Genomic DNA, 25,844 nt, shown 5'->3' on the forward strand with positions numbered 1-25,844 from the left:
CACCGAACAAGAGCCGACGGCCTACGCCTGCATGATCGTCCGTAAGCCGGCCACCACCGTGTTCCAGGCGTTCGCCGACCCAGCCGTGACCACACGGTTCTGGTACAGCAAGAGCAGCGGGCCGATGGTCCCCGGCGCCGAACTGCGCTGGGAGTGGGAGACGTACGGGGCGAGCGTCACCGTGCGGGTGGTCGCGGTGGAGGAAGGCCGTCTCATCACCTTCGAGTGGGGCAAACTACGACCAGCCCACCACTGTCACGCTGACCTTCACCCCGCTGCCCGGCCGGTCGCAGGACACCTTCGTCGAAGTACGCGAGACCGGATTCCAGGGGCAGGGCGCAGAGCTCGTCACCTGGCTCAACAACACCGTGGGCGGATTCACCACGGCCCTGTGCGCCATGAAAGCCCTCCTCGAACACGACCTCGAAACCAACGCCGTCTCCGACCACCACCCTGCCTGACCCACGGCTTCCCCGTCCGGTCACCGTTCTCCTGCCCGGACCTAAGAGCCTGCTCTATCCAGCCGTGCCGTCCCTGTCTTCGCCGTCTGATCTCTCCCGGCACCCCGCGCCCCGCGCCGGGCCAGGCCGCGCTGCTGCGTCGGCGTGGTGGCACTCATGCAGGCCCCAACCGTCCCAGGCGGGCGCACCGCCGCGTGCTCGTAGGAGCGCGCGGGCGTTCTCGCCGGCGTGCCACCGCGCCACCTTGGTGAGGATCGCCGACTGGCTTGCTCCGGGTGGGCTCTTGGCGTTCGCCACCGTGCCCGTCGATGCACAGGACGTGCCGATTCAGTGGATGGGGCAGACCCTGCGTTGCACCAGCTACCCGGCCCGGACCTACGCACCGCTGCTGCGCGAGGCCGGCCTGAACATCGTCCACGAACACATCAGCACGTACCTCCCCGACTTCCCCGGAGCACGCCCCGAGGAACACCTCTTCATCCACGCCCGAAAGCCCAGCAGCCCGGCCGCGTCACCGTTCGGTCAACGGCGCACCTGATAGCGCAGGTGCAGCACCCGGTTGCCCTGAATCACCAGGTCAGGATCCTCCAGCAGGTGCTGCGCATGGACCGACCCGAAGTAGCGCTTGCCGGACCCGAACACGACGGGTACGACGTCCATGCGCACCTCGTCGATCAGGCCCGCGGCAAGCACCTGGCCGCCGACATCGCCAGCGGCGACCTCGACCATGCGGTCACCCGCAAGCTCCTGAGCCTTGGCCATGGCTGCTTCGACGCCGCTGACGAAGTGAAACGGTGCCTCGGGGTCCCAGCCCTCGGGCTCCGGCCGGTGCGTCACGACGACCACGTGGTCGATCCCGCTCGGCGGCTTCCCGTCCCAGCCGTCCGTCAGGTCGAAGACGCGGCGGCCGGCGATCGTGACTCCGATCGCGTCCCAGTACGGCCGGGTGTAGTCGTAGGACGTCTGCGACACCATCAGCGCGCCGCTCTCGTCCAACGGGACGTCACCGCTGGACAACCAGTCGAACAGCGGTCCGGGCTGGTCATTCTCGTCCGCGATGAAGCCGTCCACCGACACCGAGCTGTACATGACGACCTTGCCCACGGGGCTCTCCTCTGCTTTGGGGTGCCCCAAATTAGCGTGTCGTGAGCTGTCGCCCTGGTAAGAGGACAATCGGCTGGCAGAGGGTTAGCCATCCAAGCGCGTGGCCGGGATGTCTGCGCAGGAATCGCTCGGCTTGGTCACGCGGTGGGCCAGGTGCCGAGAGCGCGGGCCAGCCGATCGCTCTGTTCGCGGGTGATGCCTTGGGCAAGGCGGATGTCACACCGCGGGCTGTGGGGGTCGTCGCAGTACAGGATGCCGGGGAACGGGTCCTCGCCTCCCGAGAGCGGGGAGGTGCTGGGGAGCGTCCACTCGACTGGCTCCCACAGAGGGTGGTCCTCCAGGAGCGCCTGTGCCAGCCCGGGAGCCTCGTCGTCGGCGACGCCCACCTGGATCAGCGCGTCTGCGACCAGCCCGGTCGCTTCGGGGGGCAGGTCAGCGTCGCCGAGGACGGGCAGCAGGAGCAACAGGCGGGCGTGAGGCGCGTGTACAGCGGTGGCATCCGGGTCCGGTGTGGCAGCGATGTGAGTGAGCTCCTGCCACGAAAGTCCCGGACCCGCGTAATGCCCGTCAACCGAACCACCCCGGCTCTGGTTCGTTCTCCTCGGTCTGGCACAGCCACAGCAGGTAGGCGGGCCAGAACCCGGGCAGCAACAGCAGGTTCTCCCCGGCAGTCAGGGGGTCGTTCTCGATCCATCGATCAGCACGAGCCCAGGCTGCCAGCCGCCACTGACAGCCGTCCGTCTCGGGCGGGCATTTCCACCTCTCACCCTTCACGCGCGCAGTCTCTTCGACGAAGCGATCGCCTTCCCAGCAGACGCCGCTACGGGGTCACCTCCGGGACCCCCTTCTCCGGCATGGCCCTGACGAGACCCGAGCTGACGGGACGCTTGTCGTTGACAAGAATGAGCCGCCTTCTGGCCCAGGTATCGAGCTGGTCGCATGCCCAGGCGGGGTCGTACGCTGCCGTCGGCAGCTGAGGTATGCGCTTTCGGCCGGTCTCGTCGAGCCGATAGGGGACGACGAAGGCCGTGTTCCAGTCGTCCAGGTTTGCGGCGAACCGCTCCTCGGCTTCTGCCGCACTGATGCCCAGGTACTGGGCGATCTCTGTCCAGGAGCTTCCTCGCTCGCGTTCGTAGATCACGGCCGAGGCCAGAGCGCGCTCCGCATGCTCGACGAGCCGCTACCGCTGGGACGGCTCGGCCTCAGCCCCAGTCCTGCAGCTGCTGGAGCAGGTCGGCGTCGCCCTCGATCCGCAGCGAGTCGGCCGGGATGCGCATGTACATGAGCAGGGCCAGCTCGCTCGCCGTGCCGTAGATGGCGGCGGTGGGCTTGCTCTCGGCGGCCTGCGCCGCGGTGAGGCGGGTGAAGCGGGAACCGGCGGCGTCCACCGTCTGGCGCCAGGAGCCGGCCTCGGCTGCGTGGTAGTCCATGGTGGCGGGCTCGCCCGGCCACGGGACCGTGCCGGTGCAGACGGTGGCGAGGAACTCCTCGATGGTGTCGACCGCCTCGGTCGTCGGCAGCTCCCGCGGGGTACCGGAGGCCAGCTGGGCGTCGTAGGTGTGGATCAGCGATTCCGGGACGCGGCGGCGGGCCACGGCGGCCACCGTGTGCGGCGAGGCCAACGGCTCCCACCAGGCCCAGCAGCCCCGGTCCGGGCCGGCCTCGCGCAGAGCAGTGAGCAGCTGCTCCGTCGAGTCGGCCAGCCAGGTTATGAGGGCCTCGCGCTCCCTGGGCGCCGCCAGCCCGTCCTTGCTCGGCCGTTCGTCGCCCGGCGCGGTGTTCTGCACGATGTAGGCCCAGAAGCGGTCCCCCTCACTGAGGTGGTTCGCCAGGTCGTACAGCGTCCAGCCCGGGCAGGACGGGACGTCGGCGTCGAGGCTGGGGGCCGCGGCGACGGCGGCGCGGAACGCGGCGGAACGCTCGTCAATCATCCGCAGCAGGGTGGGGAAGTAGAGATGATCAGTCACGCGGACCTTGTATCACCCGGACCGGGACTCTCGCACTCGATTAAGACGGACCGGCAGATGGATCACTTGAGGCGTCGGGTGGTGGGGCGGCCGTCCCAGCGGTAGCGGCTCGTCGAGCGTCGGATGAGCATGCGGAGGGTGACGAGAGTCGCGGCAAGGTGGAGGTAGAACTCGACGACCGCTCCGTTCCCCTCGGTGCAGCGCCGGAGCTTGCCGTAGCCGTTCATCCACGAGTGCGTCCGTTCCCCGGTCCACCGCTTCTTGCCGGCCTGGATCGGGGCGGGTACACCCTTGCGGGCGATCTCACCAGTGAAGCCCAACTCTCCTGCAAGATACGGTACTTGTTGCTGCCGAAGCCCCGGTCGAAATTGACGTTCACATCCTCGGGCACTCCATGATCACGTGGACCAGTGGCCGTTCTGCCGCCCGGGTCACCTCGCCGACACCTATCGCCGGTCGCTCCTATCCGACCTCCGGGACCGGTGTCAGGGTCGTTCTCGGTGGCGACCAGGCCGGCTGCCGGCTGCGCCATCTGCAACATTCGTTGCGTGATCGCACAGGACGAGGCGTGCCAGAGCCTGGCGGGTGAATCGGGCACGGTCGGCGTCGTAAGGGGTCGTCTCAGTCACCCCCAGGGCCTCGCAGGCTGTATCCGACGCGATGACCCGATTTCCGCCGGATACCGGCCTTCCCTTGACGGCTCCCCAAATGCCCACCGAGGCCCGGCAGGTCACACCACACCTGAGGTCGATAGCATCACGTGGCACCACCCCCCCCACATACACGTACCTATGGAGTTTTCCCCCCATGAACCACAACCCTGGCTACGCCCTCTCCCGTCGCGGCCTCATACGCACCGGTGTTGGCGCCTCGCTTGCCGCGTTCGGCCTCGGCGTCGGCGCGCAGACCGCTTCGGCTGATGTGACCGCGACCAAGCGGTTCGATCTCACGGAACCGTCGTACGACCTGTTCCGGTCCAAGAACACGCACGGTGCGCGGGTCCAGCAGAGCTTTGCCTTCGACTGGGTGAACAAGTTCCTGTTCGTGGCGACCAAGCGCAGTGGCAGCGCCGAGTCCGCCGGTGATCTGTGCATCAACAAGATGGACTTCGACGGGAACTACATCTCGTACATGCACCTCAACGGCTTCGGCCACGGCGTCGCCTTCGCCGCACTGCCGAGCGGTTCCGGCACCGAGCTGTGGATCGAATGTGACGCGAATTCCAACGGCTATGGCACCGCGCTCGCCCCCATCCGCTACACCGCCAACACCACCCTGAACTCGCCGGCTGCCTCCGCTGCCTACCAGCCGATCTCCGGGGCCACCGAGTACACCTGTTCCGTCGACCCGGTCTACCGGCGCATGATCGTGCGCTACCACACCAGCGCCGGCAAGCGCATCGCCGTCTACCCCCTCTCCGCCTTCGAGACGCGCAGCTTCGGCTCGCCGCTGGTCGACTTCAAGCAGCCGACGATCTCCGGCACCGCGCAGGGGTACACCCTCTACGGCTCGTACATGTACTACCTGACGGGAGACGCGTACCCCGGCGACGGCACCCCCACCGGCGACGGCAACACCTACGTCACCAGCGTCGACATCAACACGGGCACCGTGAAGCAGGGTCCCGTCCTCACCAAGGCCGGCTCCACCCTCAACCACCGTGAGCCCGAGGGCCTGGCGATCTACCGCACCGACGCAGGCGAGGCCCGCCTCTTCATCGGGTTCGCGACGGGCGTGGAGGGCGACCGGCGCTCCAGCATCTTCTACAAGAACGCGCTGGTCTGAGCCATGCCCGCCCGGCGGCCGGTGGTCGGCCGCCGGGCCTCGACCGCTGAGGGTTGATGCCCGGGACACGTCGGCCGGCCGTTTCACGTACGGCTTCCGGCCTCCTCCTTGTTTTGCAGGGTGGGAAGCGGGAGCCGGCGGCCGGGGCCATAGACCTGCCGATCGTGGGTAGGCGCCGGTCATGACTGCCACTGAGAGTTTCGCGGCCGAAGGCCAGCCGGCGCTGTTCCTCATCTTCGCCGGTGTGGTCGTCGTCGTTCTTTTGATCGGTGCCTTCTGGTACGGCAGTCGACGACGGCGCAGGGAGTCGGCTCGAGCGGTCGAGCAGAACCCCGTGGCGCAGCGGCGCGCGCAGTCGTGGGAGACGCCGGAGCATGAGTAGTCGGCCGCGAGACGCCCGTGCGGCAGCGGCATACCCGTGCCGCTACCGAGATACCGAGGAGACTTGTCATGCATCGTGCCGCGTCGGATCCTGAGCTTCCGGATCGTGTGCCGGAGAAGCGCGACGCTGTCACCCCTGACCTTCCGCCCTCCGGCCCGCCCGCCCCCGATCTTCCGGACACCGAGGCCAGACGGCCCCGGCGCGACGGCCACGAGAAGGACGGGAACGACGAGGACGGACAGCCCGCTGCCGGCCCGGGCAATGCCAAGCCCCAAGAGCCGACCGATTGACCCGAGCCCGAGGCAGCCCAGTCACCGGCGGCACCCGCCGCGGCATTGGGTTCCGTAGCGGAGGAAGGCAGGCGGAAAACCATGGGTGAGAAGGACCCGGCCCCCCCGAACCCCCGCCCAGCGCTGCTCCCCGACCAGGGAGCGATGGTCGACGAACACGGCCGCCCGCCGGGAGCTGCGTCCAGGACCGGCCCGGGCGTCGGCGCGCCCGCCGACCCGGACCGCGTGGACCGCGCCCGCACGGACAAGGGACGAACCTCTAAGCCTTGAATGGTGCGGCCGACCTGGCGGCCTGCTCGATCTTCGCGCGGTAGGCCGTACGGGCTTCCTCGTCGATCGGCGTCTCGTGTTCGGCGCGCAACCCGGTCCGGCCGTCGAGATTCTCGCGGAGGATCGGCCTGCCCGGCATGCCGGATGGACTCGCCGAGGACATGGACCATGACGGCGAACAGGTTCGTGTCGGCATGGACTCTGTCACCCCGGCACACGAGTGGGCCCCCGACCACGATCGGGGGCCCACTCAATCTCTACTTCTGCGCGCTGTTCACGCCTGGCGCAGTGCGGAGCGGCCCGCGTAGCGCGCCGAGTCGCCCAGCTCCTCCTCGATGCGGATCAGTTGGTTGTACTTCGCGGTGCGGTCGGAGCGGGAGAGCGAGCCGGTCTTGATCTGGCCGCAGCCGGTGGCGACCGCCAGGTCGGCGATGGTGGTGTCCTCGGTCTCGCCCGAGCGGTGGGACATGACGGCGGTCCAGCCCGCCTGGTGGGCGGTGGCCACGGCGGCCAGCGCCTCGGTCAGGGTGCCGATCTGATTGACCTTGATCAGGATCGAGTTGCCGGCGCCGCTGGCGATGCCTTCGCGCAGCAGCGTTTCGTTGGTGCAGAACAGGTCGTCGCCGGTGAGCTGGCAGCGGTCGCCGACGCGGGCGGTCAGCTCGCGCCAGCCGTCCCAGTCGTTCTCCGCCATCGGGTCCTCGATGGAGAGGATCGGGTAGGAGTCGATGAGCTTGACCAGGTAGTCGACGTTCTCGGAGGAGCTGCGGCGCACTCCTTCGCCCGTGTAGTCGTACACCCCGTCGCGGAAGAACTCCGAGGACGCCGGGTCCATGATCAGGCCGATGTCCGTGCCGGGGCGGTAGCCGGTGCGCTCGATGGCGGCCACTACGAAGTCGAGGGCCTCCTCGGCGGTACGCAGTGAGGGCGCGAAGCCGCCCTCGTCGCCGACGCCCGTGGAGTGCCCGGCGGCCAGCAGGTCGCGGCGCAGCGTGTGGAACACCTCGCTGCCCATGCGGACGGCTTCGGCGAAGGTGTCCGCACCCACCGGCGCGATCATGAACTCCTGGAAGTCCAGCGGATTGTCGGCGTGGGCGCCGCCGTTGACGATGTTCATCATCGGCAGCGGCAGGAGGTTGGCGTCCGTGCCGCCGAGGTAGCGGTAGAGGGGCTGGCGCTGGGCGGCCGCGGCAGCCTTGGCGGCGGCGAGGGAGACGCCGAGGACCGCGTTGGCTCCGAGCCGGGCCTTCGTCGCGGTGCCGTCGAGGGCGACCAGCGCGGTGTCGAGCCCCGCCTGGTCCGCCGCGTCTCGGCCGCGCACGGACGCCGCGATCTCCCCGTTGACGTGGGCGACCGCACGGTCGACCCCCTTGCCGTGCCAGCGCGCGGAGTCCTGGTCGCGCAGTTCCACGGCCTCCCGGGCGCCGGTGGAGGCGCCGGAGGGGACTGCGGCGCGTCCCAGGGACCCGTCCGTCAGGACGACGTCGACTTCCACCGTGGGGTTGCCGCGGCTGTCGATGATCCTGCGGGCGGTGACCGTCTGGATGGTGGCGTCGACGGTCCCGACTGCCTGTGCGGACATGGTGGTTCCTCCCCGTTGTCGTGTGCCGGGGCCCCGGCTGCGACGACGCTGGCGCTGAGCCCGACGATCCAAACCATACAGCAATGCTGTTCAGTTTAGCTGTGCAGCAAGACTGTGCAGGTCAGGTGCGCAGCAACGCTGAATAGCGGGGTAAGGTGCCCTATGCCCACCTCGGAAGCCGCCGCCATCGCCGCCGACCTGCGCACCGCCATGGGCAAACTGCTGCGACGCGTGAAGAACGAGGACCGCATCCCGCTGGGCCAGGCCGCCGTACTGGGTGCGCTCGACCGCAACGGCGCCATGACCACCAGCGACCTCGCCGCCGACCAGCGCGTACGTCCGCAGTCGATGGCCCGGGCGGTGGGGCTGCTCATGGACCAGCAGCTGATCACGCGCCGGGCGCACCCCACGGACGGCCGCAAGTCTCTGGTCGAGCTGTCCGACGCGGGCCGGGCCGCTCTCGAAGCGGAGCGCGGCCGCAGGGCAGGCTGGCTCGCACAGGCCATCGAAGCCGAACTCAGCGACGAGGAACGGGCCTTGCTGGCACGCAGCGCCGCCCTGCTGGAGCGGCTCGCTGCACGCTAGTGCGGGTCAGGCGACGTTTGCCCTCTCGGCGACGGCTTGTAGGCGCCGGGCGTCGGCGTGCCGCTCTCGCCAGGTGATGCATCGGCGGATCAAGCTGCCCGGTTCTGCATGGTCAGGTGCGGGTCAGCATCAGCCCGTTCCGGCCTCGGCGTGCCGGAACGGCAGTCCCTCGCCGTCGGCGTAGCGCACCGGCGAGGTCGCGACGGTGCGCTAGGCCGGGCCGGTCACCGGTCCGCTCAGCACGTCCCCATCTGTTCCTGGCTCAGCCCTGCTGCTCCTGGCTCAGCCCTGCGGCCCGACGGCCGGCCCCGGGGTCTGGGCGGCAGTCCAATTATCTGCACTTTCACACCCTGGAAAGGGTGATCACTTCCCGCGAGACTCACTTCCGCCCTCCGGTGACAGCGTTCGGCCGTGGCGGGCAGACGCAGGCGATCGGGGGGAGCCGTCGGCCGCACCTGGGAGGTTCGCAGGGCCAACGGCATGGAATTTCACGGTGGTTGACGCACGGGCCGGGCATGGTTGCCGCCCCCGCGCCGCCGCATTGTCCGACGTACAGGCCCACAGGCCTGCGTCGCAGTATTCGTAGGGGGAATCACACGTGACGTCGCCGTCTTTCTGGAGCAGGCGCCGGATGCTCAGCACCATCGCGGGGGCCGCCGCCGTCGCCACCCTGCCCTCGGCCGTCACCCTGACGGCCGGCCCGGCCTACGCCGCCGGGCCCGATCCCGCGGGGGAGGGCCTGCCGGACACCGAGCGAGGCAGGGCCGTATGGGCGTACAAGACCGGGGGCCGGACGGTACGCGAGGCCGCGGCAGCCGCTCTCGTCGGAACCCCGGCCGCCCTCTCCGCCTTCCTGACCCATGAACTTCACGCCGCGAGGGTGGAGGACGACCGCTTCGGCATCCTCACCGTCCTCCCCTACGCGGGCCAGTCCGTCCGCGAGAGCGCGAGTGCGGCGCTGTCCGGCGGCGACGCGGCGATGGCCGCCTATCTGACCGACGGCGGATACCGGCAGTCGCTGGAGACGGATCAGCGCGCGGCCCTGTTCACCGTCATGAACAACGGCGGTACCGCGATCAAGCGGGAGGCCGGCAAGGCCCTGGAGACCGGAACCCAGGCCGCGCTGCGGAAGTTCCTGGAGGAAACGCAGTTCACCGCGCAGCAGGAGGACGAGCGGGCCGAGGTCTTCTCCCTTCTCGGTACGGCGTCCCCCGAGGTGAAGAAGTACGCCGAGCGTGCGCTGAGCGACGGGTCACCGCAGGCCATCCACCAGTTCCTCGTCTCCGGGCAGCACATCGCACGGGCGCGGGACGAGGAAGCAGCGACGATCGACCAGTTGGTCAAGATCGTGGTTCGGGAGGGCAACCGGGCGAAGCTCCAGACGGAGCAGGCCGTCGCCGCCTCCAACCGGGCGAAGGACGCGGCCGAGAAGGCGAAGGCCGCCGCGCTGAAGGCGGCGGAGGAGGCGCGGGCCGCCCAGAGCGACGTCCGGAAATCGGCGCGGGCGGCCAACAGCGCCGCGAGCGCCGCACGCGGTGCCGCCGGCGCCGCCCAGGTCGCGATATCCGCCGCCCGTACGGCGCAGTCGGCGTCGAGCCGTGCTGCGCAGGCCGCGCAGGCCGCCGCCGGCGCGGCCGCTTCCGCCGGCTATGCCGCCTCCCGGGCCTACAACGCGGCCATCGCCGCGTCGAAGGACTCCTCCAAGGCCGCGGGAGCACGTCAGGCCGCCCAGGGCGCACGGGACGCCGCCGCCCGTGCGCGTACCGCCGCCGCGGCCGCCGACCAGGCTGCCACCGCCTCCCAGCAGTCCGCCGCAGCCGGCTCGGCTGCCCGGCACGCGGCCCAGAACGCGGCGGCCGCCGCCAACGCCGCCTACGACGCCGCCGCATCCGCGGGCGCCGCCAAGTCGCAGGCCGCCCAGGCGAGGGCGGCAGCGGCCGAGGCCGACGCCGCCGCCGCGCGGGCCGGCCGGGCCGCGGGCATCGCCGAAACCCTGGCAAACCGGGCCGCGACCGCCGCCCGGGTGGCCAGGGACGCCGCCAACAGTGCCGCCACCCACGCCGAGAAGGCAGCGGCCGCGGCCGAGGAAGCCGCGGCGAACGCGGGCAAGGCGATCGACTACGCCAACCGGTCCACCGCCCATGCCGCGGCCGCGGTGCAGGCGGCCAACACGGCTGCCGACGCGGTCAAGGAGGCCCAGGCCGTGGAGCAGGCGGCCCGGGAGACCGAGACCAGCCGGATCGCCGCGGACACCGAAATGGCCATCGAGGAGGTGCGCCTGCTGACTCTGGAGGAGACCGACGAAGTCGGCCGGGCCGCCAGGCAGCGCACCCAGGCGGACAAGACCGCCTCGGAGATCAAGGACCTCGTCGCGGCAGCCACCGCGGCGCTGCGGGGCGGTGACATGGCCGCGGCCGTCACGTCCGGCCGGCAGGCCGCGGTCAAGCTCCTGGACTCCACTGGTACATGGACCCAGGAAGCCGCCGAGTTCGCCCTGGCCGGCTCCGACCACGACGTCGCCAACTGGATCGACACCGCCCGCCTCCTCGCCGAGCAGCAGGACGACCGGGAGACGGTGCTGGCCATGGCCACGAACGCGTCCTCCGCGGTCGCCGAGGCAGCTCACCGAGCCCTGGCCAGCGAAGATCCGAACGCGGCGCGGGACTTCCTCGCCGTCGGCGCGATAGAAGCCGCCGCCGAGCAGAACCGCGTCGCGGTATTCACGCTGCTGAACCAGAACCCGGGCGCCGCCGTCAATGCCAAGGCAGAGGCGGCGCTGAACGACGCGAGCGCCATGGCCCTGCACCGCTTCCTCAGCGTCGAACTCGTGGAAGCGGTGAAGGAGGACGACCACGTCGAGGTGTTCGCCCTCCTCAACTCCGGTGGGCCCTATACGAAGTCGGCCGCGCAGATCGTCCTGGAGGGCCCCGCCCGCATGCGGCGGAACTTCGTCACCCATGGCAAGTTCCACGTCACCCGGCTCGACCAGGACCACATCACCCACGTCTCCGCGATCCGCGCGGCCATCGCGCATGCCGCCAGGGTCGCCGCGAAGGCCCTCGAGGACGCCGCGTGGGCCTCCAAGGCCGCGGCGGAAGCCCGCAAGGCGGCGACGGAGGCAAACAACTGGAAGCTGAAGGCGGAGGGCCACGCCAAGGACGCGGCCGACTCGGCACGGACCGCGCGGGAGAACGCGGATGCCGCGGACGCGGCGGCAACCGCGGCGGCCAAGTCCGCGGCGAGCGCGAAGCAGGCCTCGTCCGTGGCCCAGGGGGCGGCCCGTTCCGCGAACCACTCGATGCGTCGGGCGATGGCCTCGGCCGAGCGGGCGGTGTCCTCCGCCGCGAGTGCGCAGGCGGACGCCAACAATGCGCACGCCTCCGCCCTTCGCGCCGGCCAGGACGCGAGGGCCGCCGCACAGGCTGCGTTGGACGCTCGCCATACGGCGTGGACCAAGCGCAGGACCGAGGCGGCAGCGGTCTGCCCACCACCGCCCAGGCCGTGGGCGTCGGCGACATGACCGGCGACGGACACCCCGACCTCGTCGTCCAGCACTCCGACAAGCTGTGGCGGTACGCGGGCATCCCCGGCACCACCCCGTCCCTCGGGGCACCCGTCCTCATCGGCACCGCCGGCTGGAACGTCATGACCCTGACGGCCCCCGGCGACGCCGACAAGGACGGCCTGGTCGACTTGCTCGCCCGGGACACCAGGGACGGCATCCTGTACCACTACCTCGGACAGCCCAACGGCACCTTCAGCAGCCGGACCGAGTACGGACGCGCCTACACCACGTCCTTCCGGCCGCTGATCGCCGGCGCCGCCGACGCCAACCTCGACGGCACCGCAGACATGTGGGCCACCGCGGGCGACGGCACCCTGAAGTTCTACAAGGGCGGCAGGGACATTCACGGCCCGATCGACGGCCCGGTGACGCAGGTCGGCAGCGGCGGCTGGAACGGCATCAAGGCCATCAGCTGAACCAGCCCGGTGTGGCCCGGCCTCGGCCGGGCCACACCGGTTCCCGGTCGGAGCCGGGGTCTGGGCGCCGGGGCCGGGATCGGCCGACCGGGTAAGACTCGGAACGCACGGTCGTCACGCTCCGCATTAATCGGATCATCGTAGGTAACTTTCGGGTGCTCCCATTTCCCGCCACGGCAGCTCTCGCCGAGGCACGCCCGGAGAGAGGTGCCCGATGAGGCGCGTCCCGCGAAGCGCATACGAGGCTTCCCCGCCGGCCCGACCCAGACGCCCGCTCTTGCGCCGGCTCGCCGTCATGTCCCTCGCCCCCATGCTGGCATTGGCGGCCACCGCGGCCACCGCCCAGGGCGTGTGGGTGACGCTCCCGGACATGCCGGGGCCGTTCTACAGCGTCGTGGCGAGTACGACTGCGAAATGCCCGGAAGGGCTCCACGGCACCTGCGTCTACGCCGTCAGCGCCGTCGATACGGGCGACCGACAAAAGCTCGAGGCGTACAGCCCCGCCTCCGGCACCTGGGTCACCCTGCCCGCCCACAAGTTCCCGCGCTACGACCCCGCGACCACGACGGCGCCTTGCCCCGGCGGGGTGAAGGGCGACTGCGTCTACGTCGTCGGCGGCATCGGCGGGCGCGGTGCGCACGTGAACAACGTGGAGGCCTACAGCACAGAGACCAACGTGTGGCTGACCGTGAGGTCCATGCCCACCGGGCGCGCGGAGACGGCTGCTGCCACGGCCCCCTGCCCCGAAGACCTGGGGCTGCGGGGAACTTGCGTGTACGTCTTCGGAGGACGCACCGACACCCCGCTCGCGACGGTCGAGGCGTTCAGCCCGGCCACCAACACCTGGGCCACCCTGCCGCCCCTCCAGGTCGCCCGCCAAGCCCACGGCGGCGCGGCCGCGCCCTGCCCCGGAGACCTGAAACTTCACGGCACCTGCGTGTACGCCATCAGCGGTACCGGCGTCCCCGGCTTGCTCCCCTCGGTGGAGGTGTACAGCCCCGCCCTCGGCCAATGGCAGTACGCGGCCGACATCCCGACCCCCCGCGCTGACTTCGGCACGGCGGCGGCCCCCTGCCCCAAGGGCATGAGCAACGGCTGCGTCTACACCGTGGGCGGCAGCACTGCTCTGGACCCTGTCCTGAACACCTTCGAGGCCTACACCCCGGCCGCGAACGCCTGGGCGACCCTGCCCCCGCTCCCCACGGCGCGCGTCAACCCGGGCGCGGCCACGGCTCCCTGCCCCGGGAACAAGCACAGCCACTGCGTCTACGCCCTCGGTGGCCCCAGCGCGACGGGATCCTCGCCGATCGCCGAGGCCTTCGTGATCGAAGGCGGCCACTCCGAGCACAAGCCGAAGCCGAACCCGGAGGCCAAGCCCGGCGACGGTCAGCACCAGCCCCACCCCGGAAGCCAGCCTGGCCACGATTCCTCGCCTCCGCTCGACCCGTCGGTCGACGCTTCGCCGGAAGCGCACTGGTTCCAGGGGCTGTCCGAGCAGCAGGATCAAGAGCAGGAACCGCGGACCGCCCCCGCACCCTGAAATGCCCGTGACACCAGCCCGGGCCGGCACCGCACGGCGCCGGCCCACCCGCCCCTGCCCCCGATGGCGACTACGCTGCCCGCCCACGGAACGGGGCCGTTGAGGACCTGGTCGTGAGGAGCATGATCCGGCGCCACTAGGCTGTGCGCCGGTCGGCCCCAGGCACGGGGTCCCAACGGGCCGGGGGACAGGATGTCCGTAGAACGTCACGTAGCGGGGATGCTCCAGCAGATCGCCCGTCAGCAGGACATCGTCGAGATCGCCCCCCAGGGCTCCACGCCGAAGGCGGCCGCCCTGGCGTACGTGGCGGAGCAGTACGGCTACACGTACGGCACGGCGTACAGGACGGGCTTCAAGAACTCGCTCGTCCAGGTCCGGATGTACCGGGACCCGCAGCCCGACGCACGCGTCCGCGAGGCGGCCACCATCACCGCCCATCCGCGGGCGGGCAACGGCGGGACAGCGCCGGGGCTGGAGCCGGACTCTCTGAAGCCGCTCCCGGAAGCGGCCGGTGCCGTGGCCGTGCTGAAGGACCTCATCACCTTCGACGTCATGGCCCTGTACGTCGCCGACCGGAGCCAGAAGGTGAAGGGCTACCTCGCCTGCGCGGTCCTGACCGTCCTCCTGCTCATCGACAGGTCGCCGGTCGAAGCGGTGGCCTCCGGCGGGGCGGTCGCACTGCTCCTCACCGTGGCGTTCAAGGTGGGCGCGATCCGCCGCGGGAGGATCGCACGGCGGCTGACGGCCGCCGGGTTCCTCGCGGTGCGCGACGAACTGGGCGGCCGGCGGTTCGTGCGCCCGGGGCAGCAGCTGCCCGGCCACACCAACCCGTTCGCCGCCTGAGGGCCGCCCCCACCCGGCCGAACCGAAAGCGACGGATCGGCCGGGTGAGTGCGAGAGGGCGGACGGTCGGTCAGGCGGTACAGCGGATCATGGTCAGCGGGCGGTTCCCGGCGTAGTCCTGCCAGTACTCCTCGCCGAACTCCTGCACGCCGGCCTCCGAGACGTCCAGGCGGACCCACTCGATCGCGGAGAACCCGGCCGCCGTCAGCGTCTTCTCGTACGTCTCCTGCGACGGCACGGTGGCCTCGAACGACACGGGCGGCTCCAGCAGGGCCGTGAGCCGGATCCCCCGGCCGATCTCGCTGTCCTTCCCGGTCGACTCGCACAGGAAGCCGTACTTGGACAGCGACGGGCCGTCGAAGTCGAAGTCCGGGCTCTGCACGAAGAGGAAGAACGAGGCGCCGGGGTTGAGGCTGCGGTGGATGTTGCGCATCATCTGCTCGATCTCGGCGACGTTTTGGGCGTAGTTGAACGCCTGCACGGCCACCGCGACATCGAAAGGCTCGTCGAAGGTCCGCAGGCTGGCGGTGTCCCCGACCTCGTAGGCGATGCCGAGGGGCTCTGCCTGCTCGATGGCTTCGGCGGCGTCGACCATCGCGCCGGAGATGTCGAACCCGAAGACCCGGGACGCGCCCCGGCGGCGGAGCTCACGGCTGTAGAAGCCGGTCCCGCAGGCGATGTCCAGCACGGACTTCCCGGTCACGTCGCCGACCAGGGCGAGGAAGCCCGGTACCTCGGCGTAGCGGATGATGGGCAGGGTCTTGAAGCCCTCGAAGGCTTCCCCGATACCGTCGTACAGCTGACCACTCATCGTGGCGGTTCCCCTCGATTTGTGGCGTCGGCTCCTGAAATGAGCCGCGGCCCGTGGAGGAAGTCTCATCCGCCAGCGGACTGACCTCGTACTGGTGAAAGATCCAAAAAGCGACCCCCGTCGATGTGTGGAGATCCCTCCAATCCGCCCCGCACGCTGGGGAATTCACCAAGCTGCCGTGTTCCGTTTCCCTCCCAGGTCCTTGCCCGGCGCGACGACCGCCGCCGCGCGGCTGTTCCGCTTCGGGCCGTGCGAGGACGCCCCTGAGGTCCTGGAGGCTGACGTCGGTGGGGGCGTCTTGACTTCCCAGCGGGGCGCTCTGGTGGGACGATGGCGCCGTCGGCAGCACCCGTCAGCGCGGGGGTGTGCTCGTCCGGCGCCACCGTCCTGGAGTCCCCATGATCATCAGGCTCCGGCCCACCCGGCCCCATCGGTTCCTCACCGCGGCGGCGATCACCGGGCTGCTGCTGACAGGCTGCAACGACGGCGCCCCGGAGCGGCCGGCGTCCACCGGCCGGCCGACCGGCTCACCCCACACACCCTCTGTCTCTGCGTCGGCGGCCCCCGAGCCCACCACGCCCACCTCGACCAGCCCTTCTCCTGCCCCTGCCGGCTCGGCAACCGGAGCGGCCGAACCGGCCCTCGGAGAGGGCCTGCAGCCGCTGTGGCCGTTCACCACGCCCGCGCACGTGCAGGAATGGCAACGGTCCTACCGTGAAGGCGGCCACCAGCCCTGGCACCTGGACGCCGACCAGACTGCGCTGGCCTTCGTCCAGGACTACCTGGGCTTCGGTGGGATCGACCGCATCTCCTCGCGTTCCGTCAGTGGCCGGCACGCCCGGATCGGCGTCGGCCTGAGCGCCCCCGAGGAGGCCCGTCGCGGCACCGCGGCAGTCATCCACCTGGTGCGTTACGGAACGGGACCGGATGCCCCCTGGGAGGTGGTGGGCACCGACGACACGACGTTCACGCTGACCGCACCCGCGTACGGCGCCACGGCGAGCTCCCCGCTCGGGGTCGGCGGACGGATCACCGGCGTGGACGAGAGCATCAGGGTGGACGTGCGCGAGCCGTCGTCGGCGCGGCCACTGGGCACCGCCTGCTGCACCCCGGGCGGGGGCTCGGACCAGCCCTGGACCGCGACAGTCTCGTACACCCGCCCCGCCGACCCGGTCCTGACGATCGTGGCCTCCACCGGCGGCCATTTGGCGGAAGTCGAGCGCTTCACCGTCACGGCCGTACGCACCCGCTGACGCCGACCGAACAGCCCTTCCCCGCCAAATCAGGAATGAACCATTTCGGTGGCATGTAGCGACATCATGATCAAAAATGGTTGCAGTCTGAACATCTGTTGCACTGTCACCAGGAGAAACGTGTACTCGCCACCTGCTCAGCACGCCCCCTATCCCCAGCAGCCCGTCCAGCGCTGGTGGCAGCGCACGGGTGTGATCATCGCCGCGCTCGTGCTGCTGCCCCCGCTCGGGATCGCGCTGGCCTGGATGACCCGGTGGACGCAAGGCAAGAAGATCGTTGCCACCGTGCTCTCGGCCCTCTGGTTCCTGATCGTGCTGTTCTCCGGTGGCGACGACAAGGCCGCGGATGACGACAAGGTCGGGGCGGCCAACGCCGCGACCGCCTCGCCGGGTTCCGCCGCCACCACTCCGGGGAAGCCCGCGGAGCCGAGTGCGGCTCCTGTGCTGCCCAACGTGGTCTCGATGCCGTTCGATCAGGCCGAAAAGGCCCTGAAGGGTGCCGGGGTGGCCAAGGTCAGCGCGCTGAGCGTCTACACCGATGTGCCCCTCGCCTCGTATCACTCCAACTGGGGCGTCTGCTTCCAGAGCCCCGCGGCCGGAGCGGCGCCCGCCGACGCCACCCTCCACCTCGTCGCGCCCGGCAAGACGTGCCCGGCCGCCACCGGCACCCGGCTGCACGCCGAGGTGACGAAGGCCCCGACCCCGACCCAGGAGGAGGCTGACGGGACCTCCGGTACCGGCGGGGGCGGAAGCGCCTACTACAAGAACTGCGACGCCGCCAAGGCGGCCGGCGCGGCGCCCATCCGTAAGGGCCAGCCCGGCTACCGGTCCGCCCTCGACAAGGACGGCGACGGCGTGGCCTGCGACAAGTAGCCCCAACTCTTGTGCGGCCGGACGACAAGTCCGGCCGCCTGAGCGGGGTCGGGGTACGGCGCCGGGACACGGCGCGAGTGTGCGGCGTGGCGGAACCTTTCTTCCTCCATGCTCAAGCATGAACAACTCGGCACCGCATCGCCGATCGTCCGCGCCGGGTGCTGCCCCACACCCTGCGCCGCGCTCCTGAGCTGCGACCCAAATCGAGACCGGCGACCCCTGCCGAATGCCTCAACCCTGCGGATAGCCGATCTCGGCGATGTCTCCGGCGAGATCGTCAAGGGTGACGTCAGGGTTCAACGCAGTGAGCACCGCTTCGGTCAGCGGGCGCAAGGCAAAGACATGACGGACAGCCTCCAAGCTGATACTGATTTCGTAGTAGTCCTCGGCCCACCGCTGAAACGCCTCTGCCGAGCGATCCGCGAGCAACTGGAACAAGCACCCGGCGCCATCCGGGTCGCCCACCACGCTCTCAGGGAAGTCGATGGTCCCCGTCTTCCAGGCATCGTCACCCGTCTCGCGCCATATGCATGCCGTGATGACAGGCATCCCGTCCTCGTCCGAGAACGCAGGTTCCTGAACACACGGCCGGAAGACCTCAGGAACCTCGTCGAGTACGCCGGGCCACGGCCCGTCCTCGACATAGGGACTCATGGGTGATTCATGGGCGAACCCCCTGATGTACGCGCCGACGGCCCCGAAGACGATCGAGTACTCATCACCCGACCCGTCGCGCATCGAGGCCATCGACTCGGTCCCGGACCAGTGGGCATCGAAGGAGTGGTAGCGGTCGCCCCACTCAGGACTCAGGGCCGCCTCCAGCATGGCCATGGAACGGCAATGGTCTCGGAGGACGGCTATCTCGGGCAGCTGCCGAGCGATGTCATGAACGGTCACGCGCTCATCCAAGCGCATGCCTCGGACACTCTGTGACCGCGGCCGTGTACCGCCGATTGTCCGCGCAGCTGGCCCAGGCGGGGCGGGAAGGCTGCTTCCGCGACCTGATCGACACCGTCTGCGAAGTCCATGTCAGCCGGCACGGTCTCGGCAGCCGAGCCCGTTCCATGCCGCGCATTGCGGCGTTCTCCATCGGCCCGATGCCCGATGGGAGTTCCAACTCCGCTTCGAATACCGCTACCTGGCGCTGGGTGCGACAACCGCGCTGCTGGGCCTGGCGGGGGAGCAGTGGGCACCCTCATCGTGTTCTCGTGGTGGAAACGGACCAGCGGTGGTCAGTCATTGGGGCTGATGTTGCGCCAGACCGGGGCGACACCCGGCTCATCGCCCTTGTTGGCCCAGTTGTACCGGGCACGACGGATGCCAGTGCCCGGTGTTCAGGGATGCAGTGCCGTTTCGGTGGTGAACCTGCTTCCCCGGCCGGGTGAACCTTGCGACGGAGGACTGTTGCTGATGGTGTGTCGGCCGGTACAACCGGGCTCGTGATCATCATGATGCGGGCCGCGGTGTGAGCGATGCGGGTCTGCGCGTGATCGTCGATCGAGCCGACAGGAGCAGGGACGATGTCTGAAGGAACCACGGTGACGGTCACCGATGCGGCCAAGCGGCGGATCTTCGCCATGCTGGACGTGGACGGTGACGGCGTCATCTCGCGAGCGGAGTACCTCGCGAGGGTGGATCGCGCGGCCGCGGCGATGGGCCGCGAAGCCGGACACTCCGTGGTTGTTGCCGCATACGCCGCCCACGAGGAGGTCTGGGCGGACATGGACGGCGACCGCGACGGCCGGGTGACGTTCGAGGAGTACCGTACCTGGGCCGGGCACGACGCGTTTGAGCGGTCTTGCCGCCCGGCGCTCGGCTCGCTCTTCGACCTCGCGGACCGCGACGGCGACGGCCGGCTGTCCCGGGAGGAGTTCACCCGCCTCAGGGTCGCCTCGCGGAACATCGCCTCGGACGCCGACCGGGCTTTCGACGACCTCGACATCGACCACGACGGACTCATCGAACGCGACGCGTACCTGGCCGGGATCCATGACTACGTCACTACCGGAGCTTCCCCCATGGGTGCCGTCTACGGCTCCGCTGCCAGGCCGTGACCGGCTCGGCTGGGGTGTCGCCACGGGTCGGGTGACGGGGGACTGCAAGAGCCACGGTGCGTGATCGTCGGGGCTGGTGGTTCCAGCAGCCCTCCGAGAGCGGGCGGCGTGCACAGCACCTCGGGCAGTACGATCACCAGCCGCCCGTCCGCTCCGCACCGGCGTACCGGCCCGTCCCGCCCGGCGCACCGTGGACAGCCCAGGAGATCGGGATTCGGCGATGAGGTGTCGGCGGGCGCGGTTCAAGCGCCTGGAGTGTCCTCGGTTTCCCAGCGGAGCAGGTCGCCTGGCTGGCAGTTGAGCACCTCGCACAGCGCGGCGAGCGTCGTGAAGCGCACCGCCTTGGCGCGGCCGTTCTTCAGTACCGCCAGGTTGGCGGGCGTGATCCCTACGCGGTCGGCGAGTTCGCCCACGGACATCTTCCGCCTGGCCAGCATCACGTCGATGTCGACGGTGATCGGCATCAGATGACCCCGTCCAACTCGGCCTGCATCTGTGACGCTTCGACGTCTCGGGCGACGGCCTGGGCGAGCAGCGTCCGCAGTACGAGCACGATGAGCGCGACTCCCAGGATGGCCAGGCCGATCCCGCCCATGATGAGGGTGACACCCGGGTCGTCCCGCTGGCCGGGCGCATTGAGGGCCGTGACCGCGAACCACACGAGAGCAGCCGCGAGGATCGCGCCGATGATGACGTCCACGTACCGGAAGGCGGCGTGGGAGAACACGGTACCGAGTTGCACCATGGTCACCAGTCGCCATACGCAGACCAGTGTGACTTGGGCCGTCCCGACGCCCAGGATTGTGAGCACGCGCAGCGGGGTCAGCGGCAGCGACCCGTCCTCCGGGTCGCTCCCGCTGACCAACGTCCACACCATCAATGCCTGTACGAACACGCTGCCGGTGAGCACCACGGCGAGGACGGTGCGCTTCTGGTGAGGCCTGGTTGGTGTTGTTGCACCTGCCGTAGCGGCATGTGGTGTGGTGGGGACACCCCGCACGAAAGGCCCCATCCACGATGTACCCCTCCCTCATGCCTCCCCGCCAGGTCAAGATCGGTGACGCTGCGGCCTTCGCCGGGACCACCCCACGCGCCATCCGCCACTACCACGCGATCGGTCTGCTGCCGGAGCCCGAGCGAGGCGGGGACGGCCGCCGCCGCTACGGCTACGAAGACATGATCCGCCTGCTGTGGATCCGCAAGATGGCAACGGCCGGCATCAGCCTGGACGACATGCGGGCCGCCTTCGACGAAGCCCGGGACATCGAGGAGATCCTGCGCAGACTGGAGGAGACGTTGGCGGTGCAGGAAGCCGCCATCAAACGTCAGCGTGCGGCCGTCCAGCGCTTGCAGGAGGTGGGCAATCCGCTCGGGCTGCTCTCAGAACTGGTGACGGACCGGCTCAGCCACCTTCCGCCGGGCGCGCTGCGGCCGTCGGACGTGGAAGCCCTCCTCGTCACGGAACGGATCTTCGGGCCGCTGGGCGCCGCCATCCAGGCCAGCGCGTTCATCGCGCTGGCCACGAACCCCGAGCTGCGAGCAGAGGAAGACCGTCTCGACGCGGCCGAGGCCGCCCTCGATGACGGCGTCGAGCCCGACGACCCGCGTGTCGAAGACCTCGCCGTACGCCGCTGCGCCCAGCAAATCGCCCTGGAGCAAGCCATCGAGGCAGCTGGGCTCGACACGGCAGAGGAGAAGCTCTTCGAGATCTACGACGCCGACCTGAAGGGGGAAGAGGACACGCAGATAAGCGCTTTCGAAGCGATCACCAAGATGCCCTACGACTTCTCTCCCGCCCGGATGCGCTGCATGGAGCTCACGGCGCAGCTCATCGGCGACGCCCATTCCGCAGACCACTGATCACTGCTGCCTGGTCCGACAGCCAACCGCACCAGCAGCACGGTTCACGGCCCCTGCCGCCAGTGGTCCGCCTCAGCGCGAGCCACTTCGCGCGGAGCAGGCTGGGCCGACCGGCCGGCAGCGCATCAGAGGTGTAGGGGCCGCGTCCGTCTTCGCCGACCGCCGCTTCGACGACGTCCTCGCCGTTGACCCAGAACCGCAACTGGGCTGCACCCTTGCCGCCGGGGCCCCGTCGTCCTCCCCAGTGGAGACGGGACAGGGTCGGCCGTACCCGATGCCGCGCTCGACCAGCCGTGCGGGCGGCTCCTTCGATGGTCGCCGGGCTGCGCAAAGGGTCCTGTTCCTCCGCGGCGCACAGTGACGCCTTCTCGGCTCGGTCGAGTTCGCCGTGCAGGCAGGTGACCAAGGTGCGCAGCCGGGGCAGGGCGGGCGGCAGGGCGGACACGGTTCAGCTCTCGTACTGCGCCCGCCGCGCGGCCCTGCACGAGACGCTACGCGGGGGTGCGCAGCCCTGCCAGGAGCCGGTCGAGCGCCTGCTCCGCGGCCTGTGGGTCCCCGCCCCGCGCGATCCAGAGCGCAGCCTCGTTCATCGCCCCCGAGAGCAGCCGGGCCAGGGGCTCCACCGGCTGATCGGCGATGGTCCCGGCTGCGGCAAGTGCCGCCAGGGCCTCCGTGAGATGCCGGGCGGAGGATTCCTCGTCCAGAGCCCGCCACTCGTCCCAGCCCAGCACGGTCGGCGCGTCGACCAGCAGGATCTGCCGCACCGCCGGGTCCGTTCCCGCGGCCAGGAAGGCCCGGCAGCCGGCCCGGAGCTGATCCCAGAGGTCCTCGTACTCCTCGGCTGCGTTCGCCACCCGCTCGCCCAGTTCCTGCTGGACCTCGGCGACTACGGCCCGGAAGAGCCCCGCTTTGCTGTCGAAGTGGTGGTAGGCGGCCCCCTTGGTGACCCCGGTCGCCCGCGCCACCTCAGCCAGCACCACGTGGTGGTACCCGTCGGCGGCGAACCGCCGCTGCCCTTCGGCCAGCAGCGCCTGCCGCGTGGCCTCCCGCTGCGCCGCCCGGTTTGCCGCCATCGCGCGCACCTCCCTTTCCATTTCGCATACCCGAGGTATGCTAACCCCATGGTTCACATACCCTGGGTATGTGAAATGGATCTGAAGGGCTTCTGCCATGACGAACGAACTCACGACCTCAGCCGCGACCGCGACCGTGGCGACTCCGACTCTGACTCCGACGACCAAGCTCGGCGGCTTCTACCCGGTGCTCGCCACCCGGGACGTGGCGGCCTCCCGGGACTTCTACACCCGCCACCTCGGGTTCGAGGTGACATTCGAGGCGGACTGGTACGTCAGCCTGCGCCGCCCCGACGCGCCGCAGTACGAGCTGGCCCTCCTGGACCACACCCACCCGACCGTCCCCAATGGCTACCGGAACGCACTTCAGGGCGGCCTGCTGCTCAACTTCGAGGTGGACGACGTGGACTCCGAGCACCAGCGGCTCGTGGCGCGGGCCGGCCTGCGCGAGGTCTTGCCGCTGCGTACGGAGAAGTTCGGGCAGCGCCACTTCATCGTCGCCGCCCCGGACGGCGTCCTGATCGACGTCATCACCGTCATACCCCCCAGCGAGGAGTACGCCGCCCAGTACACCGACGCCTAATTCCATCGCGCGTTCGAGTCCGTCTACGAGGGTGTGCCGCAGAGCGCCCGCTCCGCTTCTGTTGCGGACAGAAGCTGTCCGCAAGTGCGTGCACTCTGAGGTTGCTGGTCCGGCCGCCGGTCTTCCGACGGACGCTGGGGCCCGACCGGCGAGTCCCGCGGCTCCACTGCCGCCATGGGCTCTCAGACCTCCCGAGGAAAGGCGCAATCGTGTCCGACATCGTTCTGCTGGAAAAGGCCCTGAACCACACGGCCGGGCTGCTGGGCAACGTCACTCCCGCCCAGTACGGCCGTCCCACCCCGTGCGAGGACTTCGACGTGCGGGCCCTGGCCAACCACCTGGTTGCCGGTAACCCCTACTACGTCACCCTCGCGCAGGGCGGCGGCCCCGACTTCTCCCTCTTCGCCCGCGACCAGATTGGTGACGAGCAGCCTGGCGATGTGTACGCACGCGGCGCCAAGGAAGTCCTCGCCGCTTGGCGGGGCGAGGGTGCGGTGGAGCGGCGGATGCCGCTGCCCGGCGGCGGCGTGGGTCCCCGGATCGTGGACCTGCACCTGCTGGAGGTCGTCCTGCACGGCTGGGACCTGGCCACCGCCACCGGCCAGGACCGCACCGGCGACCCCGATGCCGTCGAGGCCGCATTCGCCGGCTGGTACGGGAACTTCCCCGACGAGATCCGCCCGGCCACCGGCATGTTCGGCCCCTCCAAGCCCGTCGCCGACAACGCCCCGACGGCGGACCGGCTCGCTGCGTACTTCGGTCGGACCGTCTGACCCGCTCGTCCGCGAAGAGGACGCCAACCTGGGCGTCGTAGCTTGCCGACGGCGCCAACTATGACGACCCAGGTCTGGTGGCACAGCGAGGCGACAGCGGAGCTGATGACGCCGCGGGCCTGCGCGGCACGGCTCCCGCATCGCCCTGGCGTCCGCTCCGGGTGTGGGCCGGGCAGGTCGGTGCGGCGCCGGGGCCTTCGGCCGCGCCTTCGCGCCCGGCCATTGCTCGAGCCTTCGGTTTCGCTGTGTGGGGGGCGTGGCCCGTTTCGGGGCTGTGTCGGTGCTGGTCGAGCCGCTTGGCGGGGTTCTGGCGCGGTGGGTCGGGTCTCGCGGGTCCTGTTGTGGTGGTGCGGTGGGGGGCCGGGCCCCGCACGCGGCGCGTCGCGCCGGCGCAGCCGGGCTCGCGTCACGTCTGGCGGTGGGTTCAGGGCGCGCCGAACAGGATGTTGCGCAGGGTCCGGGTCAGGTGGCGGATGAGCTTCTGGGGCCCGCTCGGCCCCAAGCCGGGAAGGCTTCGGCAAGCCGCAGTCCTGTCTCGGGCAGCCTCTCAGGCCCGATCCGGGCAGCGGGGGAGCAGCGGTCGGCAGCCGGCCTGGACGGGACACGGCTGGTGGCAGGATGCCGGTCACCCACCCGGATCCCCAGCCCCAGCGGCGTGGTCGGTGCGGGGCGGCGGGTGCGTGGCGGAGCCGGCCGGGGTGGGCTGTCTCGTCCGGCCGGGCCCCGCATGCGTGGGCCTCTCAACGCCCTGCACCACCCGGGGGCACTGGCGGGCGGGCGCGGATCGAAATCGGATCGCGTGAAGCGGTCGGGGGCTGGGACGCTGCCTCCCATGGACGATCCGGAAGTACTGCTCATCGGCGGGCGTGCCGGTGTCGGCAAGACGACGGTGGGGTGGGAGGTTTCGGCGCGCCTGCGGGCCGCGGCGGTCTCGCACGCGATCGTCGAGGGTGACTTCATGGGTCAGGTGCATCCGGCGCCGGCGGGGGATCCCGACCGTTCGGGGATCACTGAGAGCAATCTGACGGCCGTGTGGGCGAATTTCGCCCGGCTCGGCTACCGCCGCCTGATCTATACGAACACGGCGAGTGTGCTGCCCGAGGCGACGGGGATGTTCGAGCGTGCCATGGGGGCGGGTGTGCGGATCGTACGCGTGCTGCTCACTGCCTCCGATGCCACGACCGGCGAGCGGCTGGCAGGCCGGGAACTCGGCTCGGAGCTGGAGCAGGAGCTGAAGGGCAGCGCCCGCAGCGCGCGGCTCCTGGATGAGCGGGCGCCCGCGGACACGGTGCGGGTGGCGACCGACGGGCGGCCTGTCGTGCACATCGCGCGCGAAGTGGTGGCCGCCACCGGCTGGATCGGGCGGCACACCACGGGAAGATCGTGACCTTGCTGGTTGCCGCCTGACCGGGAACGGGTACGGCCACCGGTGATCATCAGCGTCGGATGGCAGAAGATCAGTCTGTGGCCGCAGATCACGGCACCCAGCGGTGTCGCCGGACCGGTGTTCTTCGATGCGGTTCGGGCGCGCGTTTCCATCGACGGCTCCTACCGCTTCTACGAGGTCAACCCGCTCACCGGGGACGCGACCGCCGCCGGGGCCTACCCGCGAACCGGCAGGTCTTCGACGTCGCCCTGCCCCTCAACCAGAGGTAACACCCCGACTCCTGCCGGTGCGGGTGAGAGAGAGCTCGATCAGGGGAAACCCGCTGGTGGCGAGCCGACGTACCGAGTGATGCTGCGGCTGTGATCGAACGGTATGACGCGATACGCA

At 70.3% G+C, this 25,844-nt stretch carries 28 protein-coding genes and 2 pseudogenes; 16 read left to right on the top strand and 14 right to left on the bottom strand.

Annotated features, from left to right (window positions below):
• Positions 1–21: 21 nt before the first annotated feature.
• Positions 22–216: a hypothetical protein gene (locus ACFWP3_RS02895; RefSeq protein WP_384215634.1), complete on the bottom strand. Its 195-nt coding sequence runs from the start codon at positions 214–216 to the stop codon at positions 22–24.
• 579 nt (positions 217–795) lie between these two features.
• On the opposite strand from ACFWP3_RS02895, the gene ACFWP3_RS02900 reads away from it, so the two are divergent.
• Positions 796–999, top strand: coding sequence for a hypothetical protein (locus tag ACFWP3_RS02900; protein WP_384215635.1), 204 nt, complete (start codon positions 796–798; stop codon positions 997–999).
• Here ACFWP3_RS02900 and ACFWP3_RS02905 read toward each other — a convergent pair.
• From ACFWP3_RS02905 to ACFWP3_RS02930, 6 genes and pseudogenes are all read right to left on the bottom strand, one after another.
• Positions 984–1,565: a dihydrofolate reductase family protein gene (locus ACFWP3_RS02905; RefSeq protein WP_384215636.1), complete on the bottom strand. Its 582-nt coding sequence runs from the start codon at positions 1,563–1,565 to the stop codon at positions 984–986. The genes ACFWP3_RS02900 and ACFWP3_RS02905 overlap by 16 nt on opposite strands.
• Positions 1,566–1,702: 137 nt before the next feature.
• Positions 1,703–2,029 (bottom strand): hypothetical protein, encoded by a 327-nt coding sequence (locus tag ACFWP3_RS02910; RefSeq protein WP_384215637.1) that lies wholly within the window; start codon positions 2,027–2,029, stop codon positions 1,703–1,705.
• 103 nt (positions 2,030–2,132) lie between these two features.
• Positions 2,133–2,339: a hypothetical protein gene (locus ACFWP3_RS02915; protein ID WP_384215638.1), complete on the bottom strand. Its 207-nt coding sequence runs from the start codon at positions 2,337–2,339 to the stop codon at positions 2,133–2,135.
• 46 nt (positions 2,340–2,385) lie between these two features.
• On the bottom strand, positions 2,386–2,706 hold the full coding sequence (locus ACFWP3_RS02920; RefSeq protein ID WP_384215639.1) for a hypothetical protein: 321 nt from the start codon (positions 2,704–2,706) through the stop codon (positions 2,386–2,388).
• A 61-nt stretch (positions 2,707–2,767) separates the two neighbouring features.
• Positions 2,768–3,532 carry a maleylpyruvate isomerase family mycothiol-dependent enzyme gene (locus tag ACFWP3_RS02925; protein ID WP_384215640.1) on the bottom strand — a complete coding sequence of 255 codons (765 nt, stop codon included), beginning with the start codon at positions 3,530–3,532 and terminating at the stop codon, positions 2,768–2,770.
• Between the two features lie 62 nt (positions 3,533–3,594).
• A pseudogene (locus ACFWP3_RS02930) lies at positions 3,595–3,923 on the bottom strand (IS5/IS1182 family transposase); the annotation flags it as partial.
• A 416-nt stretch (positions 3,924–4,339) separates the two neighbouring features.
• Here ACFWP3_RS02930 and ACFWP3_RS02935 point away from each other — a divergent pair.
• The gene (locus ACFWP3_RS02935) at positions 4,340–5,317 is read left to right on the top strand and encodes a teichoic acid biosynthesis protein C (RefSeq protein ID WP_384215641.1); all 978 of its coding nucleotides are present in this window, start codon (positions 4,340–4,342) and stop codon (positions 5,315–5,317) included.
• 181 nt (positions 5,318–5,498) lie between these two features.
• Positions 5,499–5,699, top strand: a complete 201-nt coding sequence (locus tag ACFWP3_RS02940) for a DUF6479 family protein (RefSeq protein ID WP_384215642.1) — start codon at positions 5,499–5,501, stop codon at positions 5,697–5,699.
• 549 nt (positions 5,700–6,248) lie between these two features.
• Here the strand turns inward: ACFWP3_RS02940 and ACFWP3_RS02945 are convergent.
• Both ACFWP3_RS02945 and eno read right to left on the bottom strand, forming a co-directional pair.
• A pseudogene (locus ACFWP3_RS02945) lies at positions 6,249–6,456 on the bottom strand (DUF664 domain-containing protein); the annotation flags it as partial.
• 77 nt (positions 6,457–6,533) lie between these two features.
• Positions 6,534–7,841 carry a phosphopyruvate hydratase gene (eno, locus tag ACFWP3_RS02950; protein WP_384215643.1) on the bottom strand — a complete coding sequence of 436 codons (1,308 nt, stop codon included), beginning with the start codon at positions 7,839–7,841 and terminating at the stop codon, positions 6,534–6,536.
• 162 nt (positions 7,842–8,003) lie between these two features.
• On the opposite strand from eno, the gene ACFWP3_RS02955 reads away from it, so the two are divergent.
• The 5 genes from ACFWP3_RS02955 (at position 8,004) to ACFWP3_RS02975 (ending at position 14,790) form a co-directional block, all read left to right on the top strand.
• Positions 8,004–8,426, top strand: coding sequence for a MarR family winged helix-turn-helix transcriptional regulator (locus ACFWP3_RS02955; protein ID WP_384215644.1), 423 nt, complete (start codon positions 8,004–8,006; stop codon positions 8,424–8,426).
• A gap of 631 nt (positions 8,427–9,057) precedes the next feature.
• On the top strand, positions 9,058–11,946 hold the full coding sequence (locus tag ACFWP3_RS02960; RefSeq protein ID WP_384215645.1) for an ALF repeat-containing protein: 2,889 nt from the start codon (positions 9,058–9,060) through the stop codon (positions 11,944–11,946).
• On the top strand, positions 11,874–12,407 hold the full coding sequence (locus ACFWP3_RS02965) for an FG-GAP repeat domain-containing protein (RefSeq protein ID WP_384215646.1): 534 nt from the start codon (positions 11,874–11,876) through the stop codon (positions 12,405–12,407). Before ACFWP3_RS02960 ends, ACFWP3_RS02965 begins: the two co-directional genes overlap by 73 nt.
• Before the next feature lie 295 nt (positions 12,408–12,702).
• Complete coding sequence (locus tag ACFWP3_RS02970) at positions 12,703–13,947, top strand: Kelch repeat-containing protein (protein ID WP_384215647.1); 1,245 nt, start codon at positions 12,703–12,705, stop codon at positions 13,945–13,947.
• A gap of 192 nt (positions 13,948–14,139) precedes the next feature.
• Positions 14,140–14,790, top strand: a complete 651-nt coding sequence (locus ACFWP3_RS02975) for a hypothetical protein (protein WP_384215648.1) — start codon at positions 14,140–14,142, stop codon at positions 14,788–14,790.
• A gap of 70 nt (positions 14,791–14,860) precedes the next feature.
• Here ACFWP3_RS02975 and ACFWP3_RS02980 read toward each other — a convergent pair whose 3' ends face one another.
• Entirely contained in the window at positions 14,861–15,601 is a 741-nt protein-coding gene (locus ACFWP3_RS02980; RefSeq protein ID WP_384215649.1) for a class I SAM-dependent methyltransferase, read from the bottom strand.
• Between the two features lie 398 nt (positions 15,602–15,999).
• On the opposite strand from ACFWP3_RS02980, the gene ACFWP3_RS02985 reads away from it, so the two are divergent.
• Positions 16,000–16,854, top strand: a complete 855-nt coding sequence (locus tag ACFWP3_RS02985) for a hypothetical protein (protein WP_384215650.1) — start codon at positions 16,000–16,002, stop codon at positions 16,852–16,854.
• Between the two features lie 120 nt (positions 16,855–16,974).
• Complete coding sequence (locus ACFWP3_RS02990; RefSeq protein ID WP_384215651.1) at positions 16,975–17,727, top strand: excalibur calcium-binding domain-containing protein; 753 nt, start codon at positions 16,975–16,977, stop codon at positions 17,725–17,727.
• A 231-nt stretch (positions 17,728–17,958) separates the two neighbouring features.
• Here ACFWP3_RS02990 and ACFWP3_RS02995 read toward each other — a convergent pair whose 3' ends face one another.
• Positions 17,959–18,642: a hypothetical protein gene (locus ACFWP3_RS02995; protein ID WP_384215652.1), complete on the bottom strand. Its 684-nt coding sequence runs from the start codon at positions 18,640–18,642 to the stop codon at positions 17,959–17,961.
• A gap of 605 nt (positions 18,643–19,247) precedes the next feature.
• On the opposite strand from ACFWP3_RS02995, the gene ACFWP3_RS03000 reads away from it, so the two are divergent.
• Complete coding sequence (locus tag ACFWP3_RS03000) at positions 19,248–19,781, top strand: EF-hand domain-containing protein (protein WP_384215653.1); 534 nt, start codon at positions 19,248–19,250, stop codon at positions 19,779–19,781.
• A gap of 242 nt (positions 19,782–20,023) precedes the next feature.
• Here the strand turns inward: ACFWP3_RS03000 and ACFWP3_RS03005 are convergent, their stop codons facing one another.
• Entirely contained in the window at positions 20,024–20,245 is a 222-nt protein-coding gene (locus tag ACFWP3_RS03005) for a helix-turn-helix domain-containing protein (RefSeq protein ID WP_384215654.1), read from the bottom strand.
• Entirely contained in the window at positions 20,245–20,694 is a 450-nt protein-coding gene (locus ACFWP3_RS03010; protein ID WP_384215655.1) for a DUF2975 domain-containing protein, read from the bottom strand. Before ACFWP3_RS03010 ends, ACFWP3_RS03005 begins: the two co-directional genes overlap by 1 nt.
• A gap of 104 nt (positions 20,695–20,798) precedes the next feature.
• Here ACFWP3_RS03010 and ACFWP3_RS03015 point away from each other — a divergent pair, with 104 nt between their 5' ends.
• Entirely contained in the window at positions 20,799–21,641 is an 843-nt protein-coding gene (locus tag ACFWP3_RS03015; RefSeq protein WP_384215656.1) for a MerR family transcriptional regulator, read from the top strand.
• Positions 21,642–22,132: 491 nt separating this feature from the next.
• Here the strand turns inward: ACFWP3_RS03015 and ACFWP3_RS03020 are convergent, their stop codons facing one another.
• Positions 22,133–22,714 (bottom strand): TetR/AcrR family transcriptional regulator, encoded by a 582-nt coding sequence (locus ACFWP3_RS03020; RefSeq protein ID WP_384215657.1) that lies wholly within the window; start codon positions 22,712–22,714, stop codon positions 22,133–22,135.
• Positions 22,715–22,811: 97 nt separating this feature from the next.
• Between ACFWP3_RS03020 and ACFWP3_RS03025 the strand changes: the two genes are divergently transcribed.
• From ACFWP3_RS03025 to ACFWP3_RS03040, 4 genes are all read left to right on the top strand, one after another.
• Positions 22,812–23,297 carry a VOC family protein gene (locus ACFWP3_RS03025; protein WP_384215658.1) on the top strand — a complete coding sequence of 162 codons (486 nt, stop codon included), beginning with the start codon at positions 22,812–22,814 and terminating at the stop codon, positions 23,295–23,297.
• Positions 23,298–23,506: 209 nt separating this feature from the next.
• Positions 23,507–24,070: a TIGR03086 family metal-binding protein gene (locus ACFWP3_RS03030; protein ID WP_384215659.1), complete on the top strand. Its 564-nt coding sequence runs from the start codon at positions 23,507–23,509 to the stop codon at positions 24,068–24,070.
• A gap of 832 nt (positions 24,071–24,902) precedes the next feature.
• The gene (locus ACFWP3_RS03035) at positions 24,903–25,457 is read left to right on the top strand and encodes an AAA family ATPase (RefSeq protein WP_384215660.1); all 555 of its coding nucleotides are present in this window, start codon (positions 24,903–24,905) and stop codon (positions 25,455–25,457) included.
• A 42-nt stretch (positions 25,458–25,499) separates the two neighbouring features.
• Positions 25,500–25,820: a hypothetical protein gene (locus tag ACFWP3_RS03040; RefSeq protein ID WP_384215661.1), complete on the top strand. Its 321-nt coding sequence runs from the start codon at positions 25,500–25,502 to the stop codon at positions 25,818–25,820.
• Positions 25,821–25,844 lie beyond the last annotated feature (24 nt).

It is taken from the genome of Streptomyces sp. NPDC058525, from assembly GCF_042719495.1.
In the GTDB taxonomy this organism is placed as follows: Bacteria; Actinomycetota; Actinomycetes; order Streptomycetales; family Streptomycetaceae; genus Streptomyces.

Bases quoted from the DNA above. Each gene is read 5' to 3' on its own strand.
- ACFWP3_RS02940 (WP_384215642.1), top strand. From the start codon at position 5,499: ATGACTGCCACTGAGAGTTTCGCGGCCGAAGGCCAGCCGGCGCTGTTC.
- ACFWP3_RS02975 (WP_384215648.1), top strand. From the start codon at position 14,140: ATGTCCGTAGAACGTCACGTAGCGGGGATGCTCCAGCAGATCGCCCGT.
- ACFWP3_RS03015 (WP_384215656.1), top strand. From the start codon at position 20,799: ATGTACCCCTCCCTCATGCCTCCCCGCCAGGTCAAGATCGGTGACGCT.
- ACFWP3_RS03020 (WP_384215657.1), bottom strand. From the start codon at position 22,714: ATGGCGGCAAACCGGGCGGCGCAGCGGGAGGCCACGCGGCAGGCGCTG.
- ACFWP3_RS02960 (WP_384215645.1), top strand. From the start codon at position 9,058: ATGCTCAGCACCATCGCGGGGGCCGCCGCCGTCGCCACCCTGCCCTCG.
- ACFWP3_RS02895 (WP_384215634.1), bottom strand. From the start codon at position 216: ATGAGACGGCCTTCCTCCACCGCGACCACCCGCACGGTGACGCTCGCC.
- eno (WP_384215643.1), bottom strand. From the start codon at position 7,841: ATGTCCGCACAGGCAGTCGGGACCGTCGACGCCACCATCCAGACGGTC.
- ACFWP3_RS03035 (WP_384215660.1), top strand. From the start codon at position 24,903: ATGGACGATCCGGAAGTACTGCTCATCGGCGGGCGTGCCGGTGTCGGC.
- ACFWP3_RS02955 (WP_384215644.1), top strand. From the start codon at position 8,004: ATGCCCACCTCGGAAGCCGCCGCCATCGCCGCCGACCTGCGCACCGCC.
- ACFWP3_RS03000 (WP_384215653.1), top strand. From the start codon at position 19,248: ATGTCTGAAGGAACCACGGTGACGGTCACCGATGCGGCCAAGCGGCGG.
- ACFWP3_RS02995 (WP_384215652.1), bottom strand. From the start codon at position 18,642: ATGCGCTTGGATGAGCGCGTGACCGTTCATGACATCGCTCGGCAGCTG.
- ACFWP3_RS02900 (WP_384215635.1), top strand. From the start codon at position 796: ATGGGGCAGACCCTGCGTTGCACCAGCTACCCGGCCCGGACCTACGCA.
- ACFWP3_RS02970 (WP_384215647.1), top strand. From the start codon at position 12,703: ATGTCCCTCGCCCCCATGCTGGCATTGGCGGCCACCGCGGCCACCGCC.
- ACFWP3_RS02985 (WP_384215650.1), top strand. From the start codon at position 16,000: ATGATCATCAGGCTCCGGCCCACCCGGCCCCATCGGTTCCTCACCGCG.
- ACFWP3_RS03005 (WP_384215654.1), bottom strand. From the start codon at position 20,245: ATGCCGATCACCGTCGACATCGACGTGATGCTGGCCAGGCGGAAGATG.
- ACFWP3_RS03025 (WP_384215658.1), top strand. From the start codon at position 22,812: ATGACGAACGAACTCACGACCTCAGCCGCGACCGCGACCGTGGCGACT.
- ACFWP3_RS02935 (WP_384215641.1), top strand. From the start codon at position 4,340: ATGAACCACAACCCTGGCTACGCCCTCTCCCGTCGCGGCCTCATACGC.
- ACFWP3_RS02980 (WP_384215649.1), bottom strand. From the start codon at position 15,601: ATGAGTGGTCAGCTGTACGACGGTATCGGGGAAGCCTTCGAGGGCTTC.